The organism is Sphingomonas sp., assembly GCF_042091075.1.
Classification (GTDB): domain Bacteria; phylum Pseudomonadota; class Alphaproteobacteria; order Sphingomonadales; family Sphingomonadaceae; genus Sphingomonas.
The window spans coordinates 1-18160 of the sequence record NZ_JBELIE010000060.1 but is presented as its reverse complement, the minus strand read 5'-3'; the positions used below and the strand labels follow the sequence as shown (position 1 = coordinate 18160).

The following is an 18160-nucleotide window of genomic DNA, read 5'->3' as shown; positions in this document are numbered from 1 at the left end:
TCCGCTGGATCTTCGGCGTCGGATCGATCAGCCCGATCGATCCCGCCGGGATGATGACCTATTTCAACCACTTCTTCTTTCTTGCCGATATCACCTGGATGGGCATCCTGTTCGAATTCGGGGTCGTCGGCGCGATCCTGATCGCGGCGATCCCGGCGCGCGGCGCGTTGCTGATGCACCAGCTTCGCGGACGGCACGACACGCCCTTCCTCGCCGCGCTGCAGGATTATCTGATCTATGGCCTGCTGATCTCGGAAATGCTGCCGATGACGCTCGCGCCCGGCGAAGTGACAACGATCATGGCGATCGCGGTCTATGGACTGGAACGGACACGCGCGCAGCAGGCGATGATGCGATGATGCGGGTGGTCGCCCCGGCGCTGCTCGGAGCCGGGATCGCCCTGGCGGCCGCAGCGGCGAGGTCGGGCGACGCGCCGCCACTATCGATGCCGATCATTGTCGACGCGGCGGCCGACGTCCACCCGATCAGCCCGCTGATCTACGGTATCAGCTTCGCCAGCCCGGCGGTGCAGCGCGATCTTCGCCTGGCGCTGGTACGGTCGGGCGGCAACAGCGCATCCTTGTACGACTGGCGCGACGAAGCGCGCGGCGCCGGCCGCGACTGGTTTTTCGAAAGCCTGCCGATCGCCGCCGACGATCCCGCACAATATGGTGCCCGTTTCGTCGCACAGGCGCGCGCGGGCGGCGCCGCGCCGATGCTGACCGTGCCGATGACCGGCTGGGCGGCATCGCTGGGGCCAGGCGGCGGCAAGCGCGCCGCGTTCGCGATCGACCGCTATGGCGAACAGGCCGCCAGTGACCGTGACGGCTTCGCCAACGCGGGCAACGGCATCCGCCCCAATGGTACGCCCATCACTGGCAACGACCCCCATGATGCGGCGCATCGCGTCTCCCCCGAACAAACCCGAGCCTGGCTGGCGTCGATCGTCGCCCGCTTCGGCCCGGCGGCGCGGGGCGGCGTGCGCTTCTACGCGATGGATAACGAGCCCGCACGCTGGCACGACATCCACCGCGACGTGTTCCCCATCGGCCTGCATGCCCAGGAACAGGCCGATCGCACGATCGCCTATGCCCGACTGGTGAAGGACGTCGACCCGCAGGCGATGGTGGTGGCCCCCGAGGCGGAGGGCTGGACCGGCTATCAATACAGCGGTTTCGATCAGCAGATCGGCGAGGCGCGCGGCTGGCACGATCTGCCCGATCACGCGCGGCAGACGCACGGGATGGCACTGATCCCATGGCTGCTCGACCGCTGGCGCGCGGCGGGCCATCCGGTGGATGTGGTCAGCGTGCATTTCTATCCGCAGGGCGGCGAATTCTCGGATGACGTATCGCCCGCGATGCAGCGCCGCCGCAACCGTTCCACCCGCGCCCTGTGGGATCCGGCGTATCGCGACGAATCATGGATCGCTGCGCCGGTCGCGCTGATCCCGCGGTTACGCGGCTGGGTGCGCGAGCACTACGTGCCAGGCACGCCGGTCGCGATCACCGAATATGACTGGGGCGCGGCGCGGCATATGAACGGCGCGACCGCGCAGGCGGACGTGCTGGGCATCTTCGCGCGCGAGGGGCTCGATATGGCGGCGCGCTGGCTGCCCCCGGCACCGGGCACCCCCGCCTATCTGGCGATGAAGCTGTTCCGCAACCCGCGCGGGCAAGGCGGCGGCTTCGGCGAGGTCAGCGTGGCGGCGCGCGCCCCCGCCCCCGACGATGTCGCCACCTTCGCCGCGCTGCGCCGTGCCGATGGCGCGCTGACGATCGTCGCGATCAACAAACAGATCGAAACCCCCGCGCCACTGTCGATCGCGCTGATGCATTTCAGCGCCGCCGGTCGCGTCATCGTGACACAACTCAGCGACGGACGGCTGTCGCCATTGTCGCCGCGGCGCTTTACCGGGGGTCGATTGACGACGACGCTGCCGGCGCAGAGCGTTACCCTGTTTGAGCTTCTTCCCGATGTCTCTTGACCGTATCGCCACGTTGCGCCGCCTGTATGGCGGATCGCTCGTCACCACCGCGACGCGGTTGATCGACGTGCCGTGCCGCTATGGCATGCATCTGCTGATCGCGTTGCGGCTGTCGCTGGAGGAAGTCGGCGCCTTCTATATCGTCTTCGGTGCGCTGATGGTCGCGTCGGGCCTCGGCCGGCTGGGGATCGATCGCGCGGTGACGCGCGAAATGGCGCGGCTGCTTGCCGCGCACGATACCGCCGGGGCGCGCCAGGTATTGCGGCGGGCGGCGGCACAGGTGGCGCTGTTGTCGCTGCTGTTGACCGCGGGCGCGATGGCGGCGGCGTGGCCGCTGGCGGCATGGGTGATGCACAAGCCGGCGATGGCGCCGCTGTTCATGATCGGTGCGCTCGCGATCGTGCCGCAAAACCTCGCCAATCTGGTCGCCGGCGCCCTGGCGGGGCTGCACCGTGTGACGCAAAGCCAGATCGTCTACACCTGGCTGTGGCCGGGGTTGTTCTGCGTGATCGCGGTGGTGCTGCCGCTGACCGACGCGGTGGCGCTGTTCGCGGTGGTGGTGGCGATGACGATCGCGACGATCGTCGGCGCGGTGATGCTGCTGCGCGACCTGCCCCCCGCCGGCACCCCGGCCACCCCCGCGACATCGCTGCTCGGCACCGGGCTGTCGCTGTTCAGCCTCGAACTGGTGCAATTGCTGATCAGCGCCGCCCCGCCCTTCATCCTCGGCGCGCTCGCCCCGACCGACGAAGTCGGGCTGTACGCGATCGCGTGGCGCGTGGTGCTGGTCATCTATATGTTCGTCAGCGGCGTCGCATCGATGATGTCGCCGCGCTTCGCCCGCCTCTACGTGCTGGACGATCGCATCGGTTTGAAGCGCGAGGCGGGGCGCGCGCTGGGCTTCGCGCTGGCGCTCGCGCTGGGACCGATCCTCGTCGTTACCTTGTGGCCGGAGCGGATCCTGCAATTGTTCGGCCCGCATTTCGCCCCCGCCGCGCCTGCGCTGCGCATCCTGCTGATCGGTCAGCTTGCCGCCGCGCTGACCACGACCACGCCGGAATTGCTGGGCATGACCGGCTATGCCCGCTCGCTGCTGCACATCAACACGCTGGCGGCGTTGATCCTGATCGGCGGGCTGACGGTGCTGTGCCCGTGGTTCGGCGCGCAGGGCGCGGCGATTGCCACCACCGCGACGATGCTGATCAATGCCGCCGGGACCAGTTTCATGGCGCAGCGGAAGCTGGGTTTCGTCCCGCTCACCGCGCTTTTCGCCGAAGGACGGCGCGCACGGCTGGCATAATCAGCGCTGGCAGCCGGTGTTACGGCCCGGCGTGAGCAAAATGACGAACCGCGCCGCCCTCTACAGCGACGACGCCGCTTCCGCGACCCCGCTCTCCAGCGGGGTCCAGTCGAGCGCCCATTCGCGCGTCGCACGAGTCGCATCCAGCCGCATGTCCTGTGCCCACAGCCGCGCCAGCGACGGCGGGATCGCCGGCGGCGCCTGCCCCGGCAGGCGCTCCGCGAGCTTGAGCGGAATGGCCGCCAACTTGCTGTCGAGCGTCATCTGCCAGCGCGGTATGCGCCGCACCGGCACGGCACCAAGCGCCTTGGCGAATGCGAGAAAATAGCCGTTCCAGTCCGGCGCCCCGGGCATCGCCAGATTGTACGCGCCACTGCCGCCGCGCAGCCCCGCCTCGACCGCGCGCGCGACATCGTCGACATGGACGATATTGCTGCACCCGTCCCCCGCCGCCCCCAGGTCGCCGATCCGGCGCTGGCGCAGCAAGGTCGCGATGCGCCGCGTCCATTGCGGGCTGCCCGCGCCATAGATGCAGCCGGGACGCAGGATGACGGTGTCGCCATCCGCCGCGCGCTCGGCGGCGATCTTCGCATCGCCATAGGCGCCCGCAGCCTGCGCAAGCGGCGCGGTTTCGTCGATCGTGCCGGTCGCCGCTCCATAGACCGCCATCGAGCTGAGATGCACGACACGCCGCCCCGCGGCGGCCGCGAAGACGGCGGTGCCGTTGCGCCGGATCGTATCAGCGTCGCCGGCGACCGCATTGACGATCGCATCCACCCCGCGCAGCGCCGCGTCGAGCGACGCGCGATCGGTGGCATCCACCGCGACACGCCTCGTATCGCCGGCGGCGATCGAACGGCGCGTCCCCGCGATCGGTTCGATCCCCGCCGCCTGAGACAGTCGCGCCATCACCCGCCGCCCGACGAAGCCGTCCGCACCCAGCACCAATACCCGCATCATGCCGCCACCCGCTGTCGATCGTTGATCCCTATCTCCGCCGCGCGCTGCGCGGCGAGCCGGTCCGCCAGCCGCAGCGCCAACGCGATCGCGGTCAGCGTCGGATTGGCCTGGCTGGACGTCGGGAAGACCGCCGCCCCCGCGAGATGCAGATTGCCGATGCCATGAACGCGGCAATCACCGTCCACCATGCTGGTACGCGGATCGCTGCCCATGCGCGCGGTGCCCAGATGGTGGCCGGGATAGGCGCCGTAGCGCGTCATCTCCTGCTCCACCGTGTCGGGATCATAGGTCAGGCTGCCACACCCCGAACGCTCCAGATCCGCCGCCAACAGCGCCAGCGCGGTCTTCACCGTCGTCACGTCCTGCGGCAGGTAACGCCAGTCGGCGATCAGCCGCGGCACGCCCCACGCATCGCATTCCTCGCCCAGCATGACGCGGCTATCGCGGTTGGGCATCTGCTCGGCATGGAAATCGAGCATGTAATCCCCCTTCGCGGGGGTGATGACCACGGACGGAAATTTCCGCTCGGCCAGGTAGCGGTGCCACAACGTATCGATCGCGAACCGCATGACGTCACCCGGCGCGCGCAGCACGTTGGCGACGTGACGCGCATGCTCGGCAATACCGGCCGTACCTTCGCCGGTCAGCCGTGCGCGATACAGTTTCGGCACCAGCGCGCGCCCGAGATACAGGGCCGACAGCGTCGCGGTGCCATGTCGCGGGTCGGCGATACGCGGATGATGCAGCCGCGCGACGACATTGCCGATGCGATGCGTCGCCTGCGCGGCATCGCTGAGCGCCAGCCGGCGGCGGCAATAAGTGCCGTCATCGGCGCGATCATAGCCGTGCCACACCGGCACGCGCATCCGCAGCGTGCCGATCGTCCCCGCCAGATGGCTCATATAATAGCGGCCGAGCACGTCGTGATGATTGGCGATTCCATGCGGATGCACGTCACGGCTTGCCAGCAGCAGTCGGGCGGTTTCCAGCCCGCCCGCACTGACGACCACGTCGCGCGCAGCGATCGTCACCACCGCGCCGCCGGGCAATCGCAGCTCGACACCGGCCACGCGCCGCCCGTCGCAGTCGAGGCGAAGTGCGCTCACCCCGGTGTGCATCGCCAGCCGCACCTGCGGCGACGCGGCCAGCCGGTCGCGATAGCGTCGCCCGAAATCGGTCGGACAGCTGAACCGTTCGAGCCGGTCGGTGCGATAGGCACCGCCGGCGAAGCCCGCGATCATCGGCTTCGCATCGGCCGGCAGCGCGGTCGTCGCATCATAATCGAACGCGCCCGCCTCGCACCAGCGATTGGCGGCGGGATAATAACCTGCCAGCGCCGCGCCATCGATCGGCCAGCCGCTGTCAGCCACCCACTCGCGCGGCGTGAAATCGATCGGGTCGAACGGCATGCATCGCCCGCCCCAGATCGTCGAGCTGCCACCCAGCCGCCGCTCGCGATAATCGTGTAACGGGCTGTGCAACGCGGGATCACTGACGGCGCCGCGATAGAAATCCTGCACCGCCGGGTCAGGCTGTTCGCCCCCCGCTTCGATCAGCAGAACTTCTCGCCCGGCGGCGGCAAGTGACAAGGCGAGCGCGATGCCGACGGGACCGGCACCGATCACACAGACATCGGCCTGCGCATTGGCCGGGTCGGTCAAGGAAGTGGCGTCGATGATCACGACCGTGCGCGTAACACTCAAGCTGCTGCGACATCGTTAATGCGGGCACGATAGGTGCGGCACTTGTCATACGCGATATTAATTCCTGTCGCATAGAGCGACGCGCATCTTTCCTTGCGGAGTGCCGACATGACGATGCAGGCGGCGGACCGGGATATCGCCACGCCAAACTATACAGGACCGGAACGGCGCCGCGCGGGCGTCTTCGGCTTGCGATTCTGCGATATCGACGCGAACGAGGCCGCACGGCACATGCTGACGGTACGACGCGGCGAGGCGGAAGGCGCCGGCCTGTTCGTCACGCCGAACATTCAGCATATCGCGCTGGCACGGCGGGATGCGGAGCTGCAACGCGCGATGCAGGCCGCGCAGATCGTCACCGCCGACGGCTTTCCGGTATATCGCTACGCGCGCTGGCGCGGCATCGCTCTGCCCGGTCGCGTCACCGGGCGCGAGGTGATCGAGCGGATGTTCGCGGATCCCGCGGCGCTCGCCGGGCATCGCTGCTTCTTCGTCGTCGATAGCGACGATACCGCGACAGCGCTGACGCGCTGGATGGCCGACACCGCACCGCAGGCGGCCTGCGCCACGCGCGTGCCGCCGTTCGGCTTCGAGCGCGACGCCGCCTATTGCACCGCGATGGCGGACGAAATGCGCCGCTTCGGCGCGACGCTCGTGTTCCTGTGCATCGGTGCGCCGAAAAGCGAGATCTTCGCGCATCGCTATCGCGCGCTGCTGCCCCCCTGCTGGCTATTGTGCGTCGGCCAGTCGTTCCGCCTGCTGCTGGGCACCACCACACCCCCGCCGGCGATCCTGGTAGGGCTCAATCTGGAATGGCTGTGGCGGATCGTACTGGAGCCGCGCCGCATGTTGCGACGCTACGGGCCAAGCGCGCTGGGATTCGTGCTGGCGGCCGTCAACGACTTGCGCCGTCGCTAGGGAACGGCCGCTTACCAGCCCTTAATACCGTCATCGTATAGCCCGACACGAAGCCACTTATCACTTACCGTCAGGAGTCGATTTGCTTGGAACAGCAGCTGCGCATGATCCTCGACGACGTGGGTGGATTGTCGGTCCCGGCAGGATCACTGTCGCCCCGCGACGATCTGTTCGCCGCCGGGCTCACCTCCTTCAAGACCGTCGGCGTGATGCTGGCGATCGAAGACGAGTTCGACGTCGCTTTCCCGGACTCGCTGCTTGTCCGCGCGACATTCAGCAGCATCGCGTCGCTCGCCGCCGCGATCGCCAGCATCAACGGCACGGCCAATGCGGCATAACGCGATCAAGCCCGACGAGGCGATGACCGCCGCGGTGCGCCGCGTTGCCGCGGTCGCCGCGGCGCATGCCGCCGATGTGGATCGCGAGGCACGCTTTCCCGCCGAGGCGGTGCAGGCGCTGCGCGAGGAAGGACTGCTGGGCGCGCTGGTGCCGCATCACCTGGGTGGTGGCGGGGCGACCATGACGGAGGCGACCGGGCATTGCCAGATCCTGGCCCGCGCCTGCGCCTCGACCGCGATGATCTATGCGATGCATCACAGCCAGCTCGCCTGTATCGTGATGCACGCGCTCGACGCGCCGTGGCACCGCGCCTTTGCGCAGCGGATCGCGGAGGAAGGACTGCTGCTCGCGTCGATCACCTCGGAAGTCGGGGTGGGTGGCGACATGCGGTCGAGCATCTGCGCTGTCGAGGTGTCGGGCGATCGCTTTACGCTGGAGAAACAGGCGCCGACCGTTTCCTATGGCGATCACGCCGACGTCTTCCTCGTCACCGCGCGCGTCAATTGCGACGCCCCTGCGTCGGACCAGGTACTGGTCGTCGTCCCGCGCGCGCAGGCGACATATGAAGCCACCGGCGGATGGGATGCGCTGGGCATGCGCGGCACCGGCACCGTTGGCTTTACCTTTCGGTCGGGCGGCGCGGCGGAGCAGATCATCCCCGCCCCCTTCGCCGACATCGCGGCGGAAGCAATGGTGCCCGCCTCGCATCTGTTGTGGTCAGGGGTGTGGACCGGGATCGCGGTCGAGGCGCTGACACGCGCGCGGCAGTTTCTGCGGGCGCAGGCCCGCCGGCAGCCGGGCGTGGCGCAGCCGGGCGCTGCGCGCCTGATGCACGCGGCAGGACTGCTGGACGCGATGCAGGCCCGCATCCGCCTGCTGCTGGCGCAGTTCGACGCGACCCACGCCCTGGGCAGCGATCGCCCGGTGATGACGGAGGCCGAATCCGGCTGGCCACAGGGCATGGCGCGCGCCGGCGTGCTCAACATGCTGAAGCGCGATGTCTCCGAGCAATGCCATGAGGTGGTGCTGGAGGCGCTGCGGATCTGCGGGATGGCAGGATACAAGAACGGCACCGATTTCAGCATCGGCCGGCACCTGCGCGACATCCTGTCCGCACAGTTGATGATCAACAACGATCGTATCGCCGCGACGACGGGCACGATGCTGCTCGCCCAGCGCGCAGACCTGGGGACGCTTTGACATGGATTTGCAGACCAGCTTCCGTACCCGCCTGATCGACGCGGGCATCCTCTTCCCCACCGGCATCGACGGGCTGTGGGGGCGTAACGGCACGTTCGAGGCGATCTTCGACGGGCTGGAGCGCGCGATCACCGCCGCCGGGCTGAAAGACCGGCCCGAGGTGATGCGCTTCCCCCCCGCGATGGCCCAGAAGACGTTCGAGAAGAGCGGCTATATGAAGAATTTCCCGCATTTCGCGGGAACCGTGCACTGCTTCTGCGGCGATGATCGCGCCCATCACAAGCTGCTTGATCAGATGGAAAAGGGTGAGGATTGGATGGGCGCGCAACAGCCCGCCGACCTGGTCCTGACTCCCGCCGCCTGCTATTCTGTCTATCCGATCGTCGCCGCGCGCGGGCCATTGAAGGAAGGCGGCCATCTGGTCGACGTCGCTTCCTATTGCTTCCGGCACGAACCGTCGCTCGAACCGACCCGCCTGCAATTGTTCCGCATGCGCGAATATGTGCGGATCGGGACGCCGGACGAAGTGCTCGCCTTCCGCCAGGATTGGATGGAGCGTGGCCAGGCATTCGCCCGCTCGCTGGAACTGCCGTTCGAGGTGGATGTCGCCAACGATCCGTTCTTCGGACGCGCCGGCAAGTTGCTGGCCGACAATCAGCGGATGCAGAACCTGAAGTTCGAGCTGCTCGTCCCCGTCAACGACGGCGCCGGCCCGACCGCCTGCCTCAGCTTCAATTATCACATGACCTATTTCGGCGACACCTGGGGCATCCGCACGGCGGATGGCGGCGTGGCGCAGACGGCCTGCTGCGCGTTCGGGATGGAGCGACTGGTGCTCGCACTGCTGCGGCATCATGGCTTCGACCCGGCGGAGTGGCCGGCGGGGGTGCGCGCCGCGCTGGAGCTTGCGTGACGCGATGGTGATGCGGCCCCTGTACCTCGACGACCGGTTCGCCTGGCTGCATACGCCGCCCGGCGGCATCGCGCCAGGCGCACGCGGGGTCGTGCTGTGCCCGGCGTTCGGGCAGGAAGAGGTTTGCACCCACTACGGGCTGATGGCGCTCGCCGATCAACTGGCGGCGCGTGGCATGATCGTGGCCCGCTTCGATTATGCCGGCACCGGCGACTCGGTCGACACGCCGCTGACGGTGGCGGGGCTGGTCGAGGATGCGCAGCGCGCAGCGGCGCTGCTGCGGCGCGAGGGCGCGGCGGATATCACGCTGGCGGGGGTGCGGCTCGGCGCGGCGATCGCGCTGACCGTGGCGACGGCGACCCCCGATCTCTCCGCATTGGTGCTGCTCGCCCCGGTGCTGTCAGGGCAGGCGTTCCTGCGCGAAACGCGCGCGGGGGCAAGCGTCGCCAGCCTGTCGGGGCTCGATCCGGTGCCGCCGATCGATGGTGAGGTGCCGCTGAACACCAACGGCTTCCACTGGCCACCGGCGTTCCAGCAAGAGATCAACGCGCTCGACCTGAGCAACGCCCCCGCACCGACCGTGCCGGTGCTGACCGTGCCCGCGCGCGGCGATCGCCGCGTCGCGAAGATCGTGCAGCGGTGGCAGGATGCGGGCGCGACGATCTCCGACATACCCTTCCTCGACTATGAGGAATGGATGCAGGATCCGACCACCAACCAGAATCCGGTCGCGACGTTCGATTGCGTGACGGACTGGCTCGCCCGGATTCCCCACACCACGCCCACCGCCGCCCCGCTATCCCGCACCGACGGGGCTCCGGCGATCCGCGACACGCTGGCGACCGACCGCTTCGTCGAGGAGCCGCTGCGCTTCGGCCAGGACGGCGCGTTGTTTGGCGTGCTGTGCCGCCCGGCCACGGGCGCCGCCGCGCCGATCGCGGCGCTGCTGCTGCACGAAGGCAGTACCCACCATATCGGCAATGGACGCGCCTATGTCAGGCTCGCCCGCCGGCTGGCGGAGGCGGGTTACGCCTCGCTGCGCATGGACCTGACCGGCATGGGTGACAGCCCCGCCGGGGACAACCCTCGCCACCCGCATTACGACCCGGAGCGGATCGTCGAGGGGGTCGCGGGGATGGATCGACTGGCGGCGCTGGGCTTTCGTCATGCGATGACCTTCGGCCTGTGCTCCGGCGCGCATACCGCCTTGCAGGTGGTGCTGGTGGACGAGCGGATCGTCGGCGGGGTCATCCTGAACCTGCAGAAGTTCATCTGGCATTATGGCGACGACATCCGCGTCGCCACGCGCGACAACAAGCGCTCGCTGAAGGGGTATCTGCGCGCGATGCGCAATGCTGGCGAGTGGCGCCGCGCCCTGTCCGGCAAGGCCGATCTGACCGGGATCGCACGCGTGCTGCTGAAGCGCGCGGTGATCCGCACGCGGCACACGATCACCGGGCTGTTCCCGCCCGCCCCCGGATCGGAAACCGCGCAGGTCCGCGCGCAGCTGCGCACGCTGTCGCAGCGCCGTGCGCACGTGCATCTCGTCTTCAGCGACGAGGATCCCGGCCTGGCAGAGATCGCGATGCAGTTCGGGCGCGGCGCGCGGCGGCTGGCGCATTATCCGCCGCTACGGCTGACGCTGCTTCGCGAAGCGGATCACCATTTCAACGGCAGCAGCGTTCGCCGCCGCTATATGGATCTGGTGGTGGGAGCGATGGACGCGGTCGTGGCGGATCATGGTGCTGGATTGCCGCCGGTGACCTTCGCGACCCCGGCCGGCGCGGACCCCCGCGCCATGGCGGCGGAGTAACCCTCCCACGCGGGAGGGAAGCGCCACCGCTATTCCTGGCGCGGCGCCTCACCGTCGCGCACCAACCGTCCCTCACGCGCACGGAAGTAGAATTGGCTGGCGATCAACCAGCCTTTCAGCGGGCGCAACGGCAGCACGGTGCTGATCACCAGGATCGGCAGACTGACGAGCAGATGCACCCACCACGGCGGGTTGGCGCGAATCTCCAGCATCAGCGCGAAGATGACGCCGGGCAGGCAGGCGAATAGCTGAACGAATACAGCCGGGCCATCGGCGGGATCGGCATAGGAATAATCCAGCCCGCACACCTCGCAGCATTCCCGCATCGTCAGGAATCCCTTGAAGATATGCCCCTGCCCGCAGCGCGGGCACCGCCCCCGCAATCCAGTGCGGATCGGCGGCAGCTTTTCCCATCGCCGCCCCTGCGCGTCGACGAAGCGATCATCTTCCTGCTCGTTCATACCGCCGCTCTGCGCGCTGCGGGGCGATTGGGCAACCACCTCGATCACCCGCCCTGACGATGCGACCGGATCAGACCGGCCAGATGCGCGCGCAATGTCGCGCCGTTGGTCGCCCAGCTATAGTCCGCCACCACCTGTCGTACCGCCATGCGCGGGGGCGGCGCGGCGAGCAGCTCACCGATCGCGGCGGCGATGGCGCCCGGGTCGCGCGGCACGATCCGCCCGGCGAGAGGGTCGGTCAGCAGCTCGCGCGCTCCCCCGGCATCGGTGATGACGATCGGCGTGCCGCACGCCAGCGCCTCCACCCAGGCGTTGGCCAGCCCCTCCGACTGCGAGGCCAGCGCCATCACGTCCGCCGCCGCCAGCCATCGCGGCAAGTCTTCGTGCCCCACCCCGCCCAACAGGCGGACGCGCGGCGACAGGCGCGCGCGGGCGATCCGGCGCAGCAGGGCGCCGCGCTCCGGTCCCTCCCCCGCGATGCCCAGCGTGACGCCGGGCAACCGCGCGATCGCATCGACGACCATGGCATGCCCCTTGCGCGGGATCAGCGCGCCGATCGACAGGACGAACGGTCCGTCGATCCCCAACATCCGCCGGACGCCCGCGCGATCATCGGCGGGCGCGAAGCGCATCGCATCGATCCCGGTGCGATGAATCGCGATCCGATCCCCCGGCATGCCCAGCGCGACCATGTCGTCGCGCAGCGCCGCGCTGACCGCCAGCAGGCCGTCTGCCGCCCGGGCCGCCGACAACACCTGCGCGCGGGTCGCCGCGACGTGGCCCCAGTGATGCACGTCCGCGCCACGCGCCTTGATCGAGACCGGCACGCCGTAGCGTTCCCCAAGCGCGATCGCGGCAGGGCCGTCGGGATAGAAGAAGGAGGCGTGGATCACATCAAAGGCGAATCGTTCCCGCAATCGATCCACCACCGGCGTCGCCGCACGCAGCAATGCCGCGGCGTTGCCACCACCGGCAGAACCTGGCCAGACGGTGAAGCGCGGGCGCGCAACCGCCAAGCCGTCACGCACCTCCTCCGTCGGCAGCGCCGCCAGCGCCGCATAGCGCGGGTGCCGGCGCAGCGGCCAGGGCGGGATGCCGACCGGCGCGACCACCGCGACCGCGGTATCGGCACAGGCCGCGAGCGCGCGAGTCTGCGCCGCGACGAACGTGCCGAAACGCGGCCGCGCGGCATCGGGATACAGGGTCGACAACGTCAGGACGCGCATGATCGCGCGTTATACGCGCTCCGCCGCGTCCAGATAGCCGTGCATCGTCGCCATTCCGGTCGGCGTCAGTTGCAACAGCACGCGACGGCGGTCCACCGGGTCGGCACCGCGCTGGATATAACCGCGATCGACCAGCGCCGTGATCTGTCGCAACGCGGTGGTCAACGGCGCGCCGGAGGCGACCGCCGCGCTGGTGGTATGGACATCCCGCCCCTCATGGGCGCGCACGAACAGCTCGAGCAGCAAGTCGAACGCGGGCTCCCCGAACATGTCTTCGCCGAAATATTGCGCCCGTAACCGGCGCTTGGTGAGGATGCGTTCCGCCGCGGCGCGCAGTTTGGCGCTCGTGTCCTCCCCGATCGCCTGTTCCTCGGGATCGACCGTGGCATGATAGTGGCGCAAGCCAACCGCCAACGTCGACCCGATATGACTTTCGACCCACAGCGCAGCGCCCTCCCTATCGGTGATCCGATACGTGCACGCCAACGGAATCTGATCGCGCGCGATCAGCTCCAGCGTCTCGCGCACCCCATGCCGGTCGTCCGGATGGATCAGGTCAAGCAGGTCGCACCCGATCACATCCTTGCGCTGACACCGCATCAGCAGCGCCAGGCCATCATCGACATCGATGATCCGCCGCCGCGCATCCGCCAGCCATCCCGACAACCGTCGAGGATGCTGCCCACTTTCCATCATTCATCCTCGGTGCAACTAGTACCTTTCTACCCATAGATGAAAAAGTTATCAAGAAAGCAAGCGCTTATCGGCGGCGGCGTTACAGCCGCCGCGCACCGGGATAGGCGAACAGCAAATCGGCGTCGGCCGATGCGTGCAATTCCTCCGGCCCGTCGACCAGCACGCATTCGCCCGCCTTCCAGGCCACGCCGCCCACCACGCCATCGCCGGTGATTGGCACCAGCCAGCCCTGCTTGCCCGCCGGCAGGTCGATCATCCGCCGCCCGCCGGTCCAGCGTTCCAGGACGAACTTCGGCCCGTCGACCAGGATCGTGCGGCCCGGCACGATCTCGCCCGGGATCGGCGGCGCGACATAGGGTTCCAAATCCGCCACTGCGACCCCGTCGTCGAGATGCAGTTCGCGCGGGCGGCCATAATCGAACAGACGATAGGTCGTGTCCGAATTCTGCTGCACCTCGATCACGGTCACGCCGGCGCCGATCGCATGGATCAGGCCCGAATGGGCATAGTAGAAATCACCCGCCTTCACCGGGACCCAGTTCAGCTTGCCCTCCAGCGAGCCGTCTTCCGCGGACCGGCGCAGCTCCTCCTTGGTCATCGGCTGCAACGGCCCCATCGCGATCGTCGAATCGGGATCGGCAGTCAGCACCGTCCAGCACTCGTCCTTGCCGCGCGGCAGCCCGCGCTTCTGTGCCTCTTCGTCGTTTGGGTGATCCTGCACCGACAGCTTTTCGCTGGTGAACAGATATTTGACGAGCAGTTCCGGCTCTTCGGCGTGCGGCGACTGAAACCAGATCTCGCCGATGGGCGCCGCATCGGGCGCCGGATCGGGGAAACCGGGATACAGATGATGCCGTCCCCAGGGCTTCTCGACGCGCTTGGTGGCGAGCAGGGTGGCAGGCATTCGAACTCCTGTAGCTGTCGGATCGTCGTGGTCAGCGGTCGGGAACGTCGGCCGCGACACGCACAATGCGCGAAAGCCGTTGTTCGCCTCACCTTCTCTACGCTAAGAGCGCCGGTAATGCGTACCCCCCTTTTCCGTCCGATCACGCTCGGGATCGTCGCCGCCCTCGCCCTGCCGATCGCCGGCTGCGCGACGAATCGTAACAAGGGCGACCTGCCTTATGTCGCACGTGACGTGGGCACGCTCTATTCCGCCGCCAAGAAACGGCTCGATCAGGGCCGCTACAAGGAAGCGGCGGCGCTGTTCGACGAGGTGGAACGCCAGCACCCCTATTCGGTATGGGCGCGCCGCTCGCAGTTGATGGGGGCGTTCAGCTATTATCTCAATCGCGACTACACACAGGCGATCCAGGGCGCGCAGCGCTTCCTGTCGGTGCACCCGGGCAACCGCGATGCGCCTTACGCTTATTATCTGATCGCGATGAGCTATTACGAGCAGATCAACGACGTCACCCGCGATCAGAAGATCACGCAACAGGCGCAGGAATCGCTTGGCGAGCTGATGCGGCGCTACCCCAACACCCGTTACGCGGCCGACGCCCGGCTGAAGCTCGACCTGGTTCGCGATCACCTGGCGGGCAAGGAGATGGAGATCGGCCGCTTCTACGAGCGTCGTCACCAGTGGCTGGCCGCGACGCTGCGCTTCCGCCGGGTCATCGATCAATATCAAACCACCACGCACACGCCCGAGGCGCTGATGCGGCTGACCGAAACCTATCTGGCGTTGGGCGTCCGCAACGAGGCGCGCAAGGCGGCGGCGGTGCTCGGTGCCAACTATCCCGGCACCGACTGGTACGAGCGCGCCTACAAGCTGATCGGCGAAAATCCGGTCACCGCGATCCCGCCGGTCGCGCCGGGCACCAACATCGTGCCCCCGCCGCCGCGCCCGCAGGTCGAGGTGCTGGAGCCGCTGCCTGACAATGGCGGCGCTCCGACAGCGGAGGCGCCAGCACCCACCACGCCAACGACGACCGGGGGCGCCGCCCCCACCGGCGGCGCGGCCGGGGCTTCCGACGCCAGCGGCATCCCGCCATCACGCTGACACGCCCCGCCGGAACAAAAAGGGTAAACAGCCGCGCCATTTGCGGATAAGGAGCGGGCAACGATGCTGACCGCTTTATCCATTCGCGACGTCGTCCTGATCGAGGCGCTCGAGCTGGAGTTCGGCGCCGGCCTTGGCGTGCTGACCGGGGAAACCGGGGCGGGCAAGTCGATCCTGCTCGATGCGCTGGGCCTTGCGCTCGGCCGGCGGGGGGAGAGCGGGCTGGTGCGCGCGGGGGCGACACAGGCGGTCGTCACCGCCACCTTCGACCCGCCGCCCGGCCTGGCCGAACTGCTCGCCGACAACGGGCTGGAGATCGAGCCAGGCGAGCCGCTGATCGTCCGCCGGATCGTCAAGGCGGATGGCGGGAGCCGCGCCTTCATCAACGATCAGCCCGCCTCCGCCGCGCTGCTGCGAGAGATCGGGGCGCTGACGGTCGAGATCCATGGCCAGCACGATGACCGCGGGCTGCTCGCCGCGGCGGGGCATCGCGCGTTGCTCGACGCGTATGCGCGAAGTGGAACGCGGGCGGTCGCGACCGCTTATGCCGCCTGGCGCGGCGCCGAGCAGGCGCTCGCCGCCGCCCACGACACGCTCGCCAGCGCGCAGCGCGACCGCGAGTGGCTGGAGCATGCCGTCGCAGAGCTTGACGCCCTGGCCCCCGAACCGGGCGAAGAGGAAGCGCTCGCCGATCGCCGCCGGTCGATGCAGCGCGCGGAAAAGATCGCCAGCGATCTCGACTCGGTGACCGACCACATCGACGGCAGCGACGGGGCCATGACGCATCTGCGCCAGGCGGGGCGCGTGCTGGAGCGGATTGCGGAGGATCATCCCGCGTTGGCGGAGGCGCTCGCGGCGGTCGATCGAGCGGTGATCGAGGGCGCCGTGGCGCAGGATCGCCTGCGCGAGGCATCGGCCGCGCTGATGCACGATCCACGTCAGCTGGAGGAGGACGAAGCCCGCCTGTTCGAGTTGCGCGGCATGGCACGCAAGCATCGCGTCCAGCCCGACGATCTCGCCGCACTGGCCGGAGAGCTACGGCAACGACTCGATCGGTTGCAGGCGGGCGAGGAAGGGCTGGCCGCGCTCGAAACGACGGTGGCCCGCACTCGCGCGGCCTATGAGGAGGCCGCCGCGGTGCTGACCGAGACACGCCGCGCCGCCGCGACGCGGCTCGATGCGGCGGTAGCGGGCGAACTGGCGCCGTTGAAGCTGGATGCGGCGCGGTTCCGCACCGTGGTGGCGCCGCTGGAGGAACGCGAGTGGTCGGCGGCGGGGCGCGACCGAGTCGAGTTCGAGATCGCCACCAACCCCGGCGCGCCGTTCGCGCCGCTCGCCAAGATCGCCAGCGGCGGCGAATTGTCGCGCTTCATCCTCGCGCTGAAGGTGGCGCTGGCGGAGGAAGGCGGCGCATCGACGATGATCTTCGACGAGATCGATCGCGGCGGCGGCGGCGCGGTCGCCTCCGCGATCGGCGAGCGGCTGGCGCGGCTGGCGGAGGCGACGCAGCTTCTGGTGGTCACGCACAGCCCGCAGGTGGCGGCACGCGGGGCGACTCACCTGCTGATCGCCAAGGCCAGTGACGGCACCGTCACCCGTACCGGTGTCCGCCCGCTCGCCCCCGCCGAACGTCGCGAGGAAATCGCCCGGATGCTGTCCGGCGCGACCGTCACCGACGAGGCGCGCGCGCAGGCGGCGCGGCTGCTGGAAACGGCGTGAGCGCACACCGGGAAAGCTGACTCTCGCTCTGTCCTAGTATCACCTTGCGCCGCGATGCTAAGCGAACGCTCATGGGTCACGCGCATCATCACCACGATCATTCGCATGGGGGGCATCACGGCCACGGCCATTCGCACGCCGCGCCGCCCGAGCGGTGGGATCGCGCCTTCGCGGTCGGGATCGGCCTCAACATCGCCTATGTGATCGCGGAGGGAGTGGCAGGGTTCGCGCTCGGATCGGTCGCGCTGCTGGCGGATGCGGGGCACAATCTGTCCGACGTGCTCGGTCTGGCGGTGGCGTGGGGCGGCGCGACGCTGGCGAGAAGCGCGCCGTCGAAACGCTTCACTTATGGATTGAAGGGGTCGACGATCCTCGCCGCGCTCGCCAACGCCCTGCTGCTGCTGGTGGCGATCGGAGCGATCGCGCTGGAGGCGGCGCAGCGCTTCGGCACCCCGCCGCACGTGCCGGGGCTAGACGTGGCGGGCGTCGCCGCGATCGGCATCGCGGTAAATGCGATCACCGCCTGGATGTTCGCACGCGGGCGCCAGGGCGACGTCAACATCCGTGGCGCCTATCTGCACATGCTGTCGGACGCGATGGTGTCAGCGGGCGTGGTAGCGGCCGGGATCGTGATCTGGTGGACCGGCGCGGGCTGGATCGATCCACTCGTCAGCCTGATCATCGCGGCGGTGATTTTCTGGCAGACCTGGGGATTGCTGCGGGAAACGGTCGAGATGTCGCTGGCGGCGGTGCCGCGCGGGATCGATTATGACCGCGTCCACGGCGCGCTCGCGGCGCTGCCCGGCGTGGCCGCGATCCATGATCTGCACATCTGGCCGATGTCGACCACCGAGCCCGGCTTGACGGTGCATCTGTGCATGCCGGGCGGGCACCCCGGCGACCCGTTCCTGCACGATGCG

Annotated in this window: 16 protein-coding genes and 1 pseudogene; 11 read left to right on the top strand and 6 right to left on the bottom strand. The window is 68.7% G+C overall.

The annotated features are described in order from the left end of the window. The 3 genes and pseudogenes from ACFDSW_RS08045 to ACFDSW_RS08035 form a co-directional block, all read left to right on the top strand. A pseudogene (locus ACFDSW_RS08045) lies at window positions 1–359 on the top strand (hypothetical protein); the annotation flags it as partial. Then, the gene (locus tag ACFDSW_RS08040) at window positions 356–1987 is read left to right on the top strand and encodes a glycoside hydrolase family 44 protein (RefSeq protein WP_375249765.1); all 1632 of its coding nucleotides are present in this window, start codon (window positions 356–358) and stop codon (window positions 1985–1987) included. The pseudogene ACFDSW_RS08045 and the gene ACFDSW_RS08040, both read left to right, overlap by 4 nt. Next, window positions 1977–3287, top strand: coding sequence for an MATE family efflux transporter (locus ACFDSW_RS08035; protein WP_375249764.1), 1311 nt, complete (start codon window positions 1977–1979; stop codon window positions 3285–3287). The genes ACFDSW_RS08040 and ACFDSW_RS08035 overlap by 11 nt, the downstream gene beginning before the upstream one ends. 60 nt (window positions 3288–3347) lie before the next feature. Here ACFDSW_RS08035 and ACFDSW_RS08030 read toward each other — a convergent pair whose 3' ends face one another. Then, window positions 3348–4247, bottom strand: a complete 900-nt coding sequence (locus ACFDSW_RS08030) for an NAD-dependent epimerase/dehydratase family protein (RefSeq protein ID WP_375249763.1) — start codon at window positions 4245–4247, stop codon at window positions 3348–3350. Next, entirely contained in the window at window positions 4244–5950 is a 1707-nt protein-coding gene (locus ACFDSW_RS08025) for an FAD-dependent oxidoreductase (protein WP_375249762.1), read from the bottom strand. Before ACFDSW_RS08025 ends, ACFDSW_RS08030 begins: the two co-directional genes overlap by 4 nt. Window positions 5951–6058: 108 nt before the next feature. Here ACFDSW_RS08025 and ACFDSW_RS08020 point away from each other — a divergent pair, with 108 nt between their 5' ends. The 5 genes from ACFDSW_RS08020 to ACFDSW_RS08000 all read left to right on the top strand — a co-directional run bounded on the left by ACFDSW_RS08020 (window position 6059) and on the right by ACFDSW_RS08000 (window position 11133). Beyond that, window positions 6059–6868 carry a WecB/TagA/CpsF family glycosyltransferase gene (locus ACFDSW_RS08020; protein ID WP_375249761.1) on the top strand — a complete coding sequence of 270 codons (810 nt, stop codon included), beginning with the start codon at window positions 6059–6061 and terminating at the stop codon, window positions 6866–6868. Between the two features lie 86 nt (window positions 6869–6954). Continuing rightward, complete coding sequence (locus tag ACFDSW_RS08015; protein ID WP_375249760.1) at window positions 6955–7206, top strand: acyl carrier protein; 252 nt, start codon at window positions 6955–6957, stop codon at window positions 7204–7206. Continuing rightward, window positions 7196–8407, top strand: a complete 1212-nt coding sequence (locus tag ACFDSW_RS08010) for an acyl-CoA dehydrogenase family protein (protein WP_375249759.1) — start codon at window positions 7196–7198, stop codon at window positions 8405–8407. Before ACFDSW_RS08015 ends, ACFDSW_RS08010 begins: the two co-directional genes overlap by 11 nt. Window position 8408: 1 nt before the next feature. Further along, window positions 8409–9320, top strand: coding sequence for an amino acid--[acyl-carrier-protein] ligase (locus ACFDSW_RS08005; protein ID WP_375249758.1), 912 nt, complete (start codon window positions 8409–8411; stop codon window positions 9318–9320). Between the two features lie 4 nt (window positions 9321–9324). Further along, entirely contained in the window at window positions 9325–11133 is a 1809-nt protein-coding gene (locus ACFDSW_RS08000; protein WP_375249757.1) for a serine aminopeptidase domain-containing protein, read from the top strand. Between the two features lie 29 nt (window positions 11134–11162). On the opposite strand, the gene ACFDSW_RS07995 is transcribed toward ACFDSW_RS08000, so the two are convergent. The 4 genes from ACFDSW_RS07995 to ACFDSW_RS07980 form a co-directional block, all read right to left on the bottom strand. Continuing rightward, the gene (locus tag ACFDSW_RS07995; protein ID WP_375249767.1) at window positions 11163–11594 is read right to left on the bottom strand and encodes a DUF983 domain-containing protein; all 432 of its coding nucleotides are present in this window, start codon (window positions 11592–11594) and stop codon (window positions 11163–11165) included. Between the two features lie 44 nt (window positions 11595–11638). Next, complete coding sequence (locus ACFDSW_RS07990) at window positions 11639–12823, bottom strand: glycosyltransferase (RefSeq protein ID WP_375249766.1); 1185 nt, start codon at window positions 12821–12823, stop codon at window positions 11639–11641. 6 nt (window positions 12824–12829) lie between these two features. Then, entirely contained in the window at window positions 12830–13516 is a 687-nt protein-coding gene (locus ACFDSW_RS07985) for a PAS domain-containing protein (RefSeq protein WP_375249756.1), read from the bottom strand. A 79-nt stretch (window positions 13517–13595) separates the two neighbouring features. Then, window positions 13596–14420, bottom strand: a complete 825-nt coding sequence (locus ACFDSW_RS07980) for a class I mannose-6-phosphate isomerase (RefSeq protein WP_375249755.1) — start codon at window positions 14418–14420, stop codon at window positions 13596–13598. Between the two features lie 117 nt (window positions 14421–14537). On the opposite strand from ACFDSW_RS07980, the gene ACFDSW_RS07975 reads away from it, so the two are divergent. From ACFDSW_RS07975 to ACFDSW_RS07965, 3 genes are all read left to right on the top strand, one after another. Continuing rightward, entirely contained in the window at window positions 14538–15521 is a 984-nt protein-coding gene (locus ACFDSW_RS07975; protein WP_375249754.1) for an outer membrane protein assembly factor BamD, read from the top strand. Between the two features lie 63 nt (window positions 15522–15584). Further along, window positions 15585–17240 carry a DNA repair protein RecN gene (gene recN, locus ACFDSW_RS07970; RefSeq protein ID WP_375249753.1) on the top strand — a complete coding sequence of 552 codons (1656 nt, stop codon included), beginning with the start codon at window positions 15585–15587 and terminating at the stop codon, window positions 17238–17240. 71 nt (window positions 17241–17311) lie between these two features. Further along, the coding region (locus ACFDSW_RS07965) for a cation diffusion facilitator family transporter (RefSeq protein ID WP_375249752.1) at window positions 17312–18160 on the top strand (849 nt) is incomplete at its 3' end.

What these genes read in the sequence shown, in the direction of transcription:
- ACFDSW_RS08040 (WP_375249765.1), top strand. Translation starts at nt 356, where the DNA reads ATGATGCGGGTGGTCGCCCCGGCGCTGCTCGGAGCCGGGATCGCCCTG.
- ACFDSW_RS08035 (WP_375249764.1), top strand. Translation starts at nt 1,977, where the DNA reads ATGTCTCTTGACCGTATCGCCACGTTGCGCCGCCTGTATGGCGGATCG.
- ACFDSW_RS08030 (WP_375249763.1), bottom strand. Translation starts at nt 4,247, where the DNA reads ATGATGCGGGTATTGGTGCTGGGTGCGGACGGCTTCGTCGGGCGGCGG.
- ACFDSW_RS08020 (WP_375249761.1), top strand. Translation starts at nt 6,059, where the DNA reads ATGACGATGCAGGCGGCGGACCGGGATATCGCCACGCCAAACTATACA.
- ACFDSW_RS08010 (WP_375249759.1), top strand. Translation starts at nt 7,196, where the DNA reads ATGCGGCATAACGCGATCAAGCCCGACGAGGCGATGACCGCCGCGGTG.
- ACFDSW_RS08005 (WP_375249758.1), top strand. Translation starts at nt 8,409, where the DNA reads ATGGATTTGCAGACCAGCTTCCGTACCCGCCTGATCGACGCGGGCATC.
- ACFDSW_RS08000 (WP_375249757.1), top strand. Translation starts at nt 9,325, where the DNA reads ATGGTGATGCGGCCCCTGTACCTCGACGACCGGTTCGCCTGGCTGCAT.
- ACFDSW_RS07995 (WP_375249767.1), bottom strand. Translation starts at nt 11,594, where the DNA reads ATGAACGAGCAGGAAGATGATCGCTTCGTCGACGCGCAGGGGCGGCGA.
- ACFDSW_RS07985 (WP_375249756.1), bottom strand. Translation starts at nt 13,516, where the DNA reads ATGATGGAAAGTGGGCAGCATCCTCGACGGTTGTCGGGATGGCTGGCG.
- ACFDSW_RS07980 (WP_375249755.1), bottom strand. Translation starts at nt 14,420, where the DNA reads ATGCCTGCCACCCTGCTCGCCACCAAGCGCGTCGAGAAGCCCTGGGGA.
- ACFDSW_RS07975 (WP_375249754.1), top strand. Translation starts at nt 14,538, where the DNA reads ATGCGTACCCCCCTTTTCCGTCCGATCACGCTCGGGATCGTCGCCGCC.
- recN (WP_375249753.1), top strand. Translation starts at nt 15,585, where the DNA reads ATGCTGACCGCTTTATCCATTCGCGACGTCGTCCTGATCGAGGCGCTC.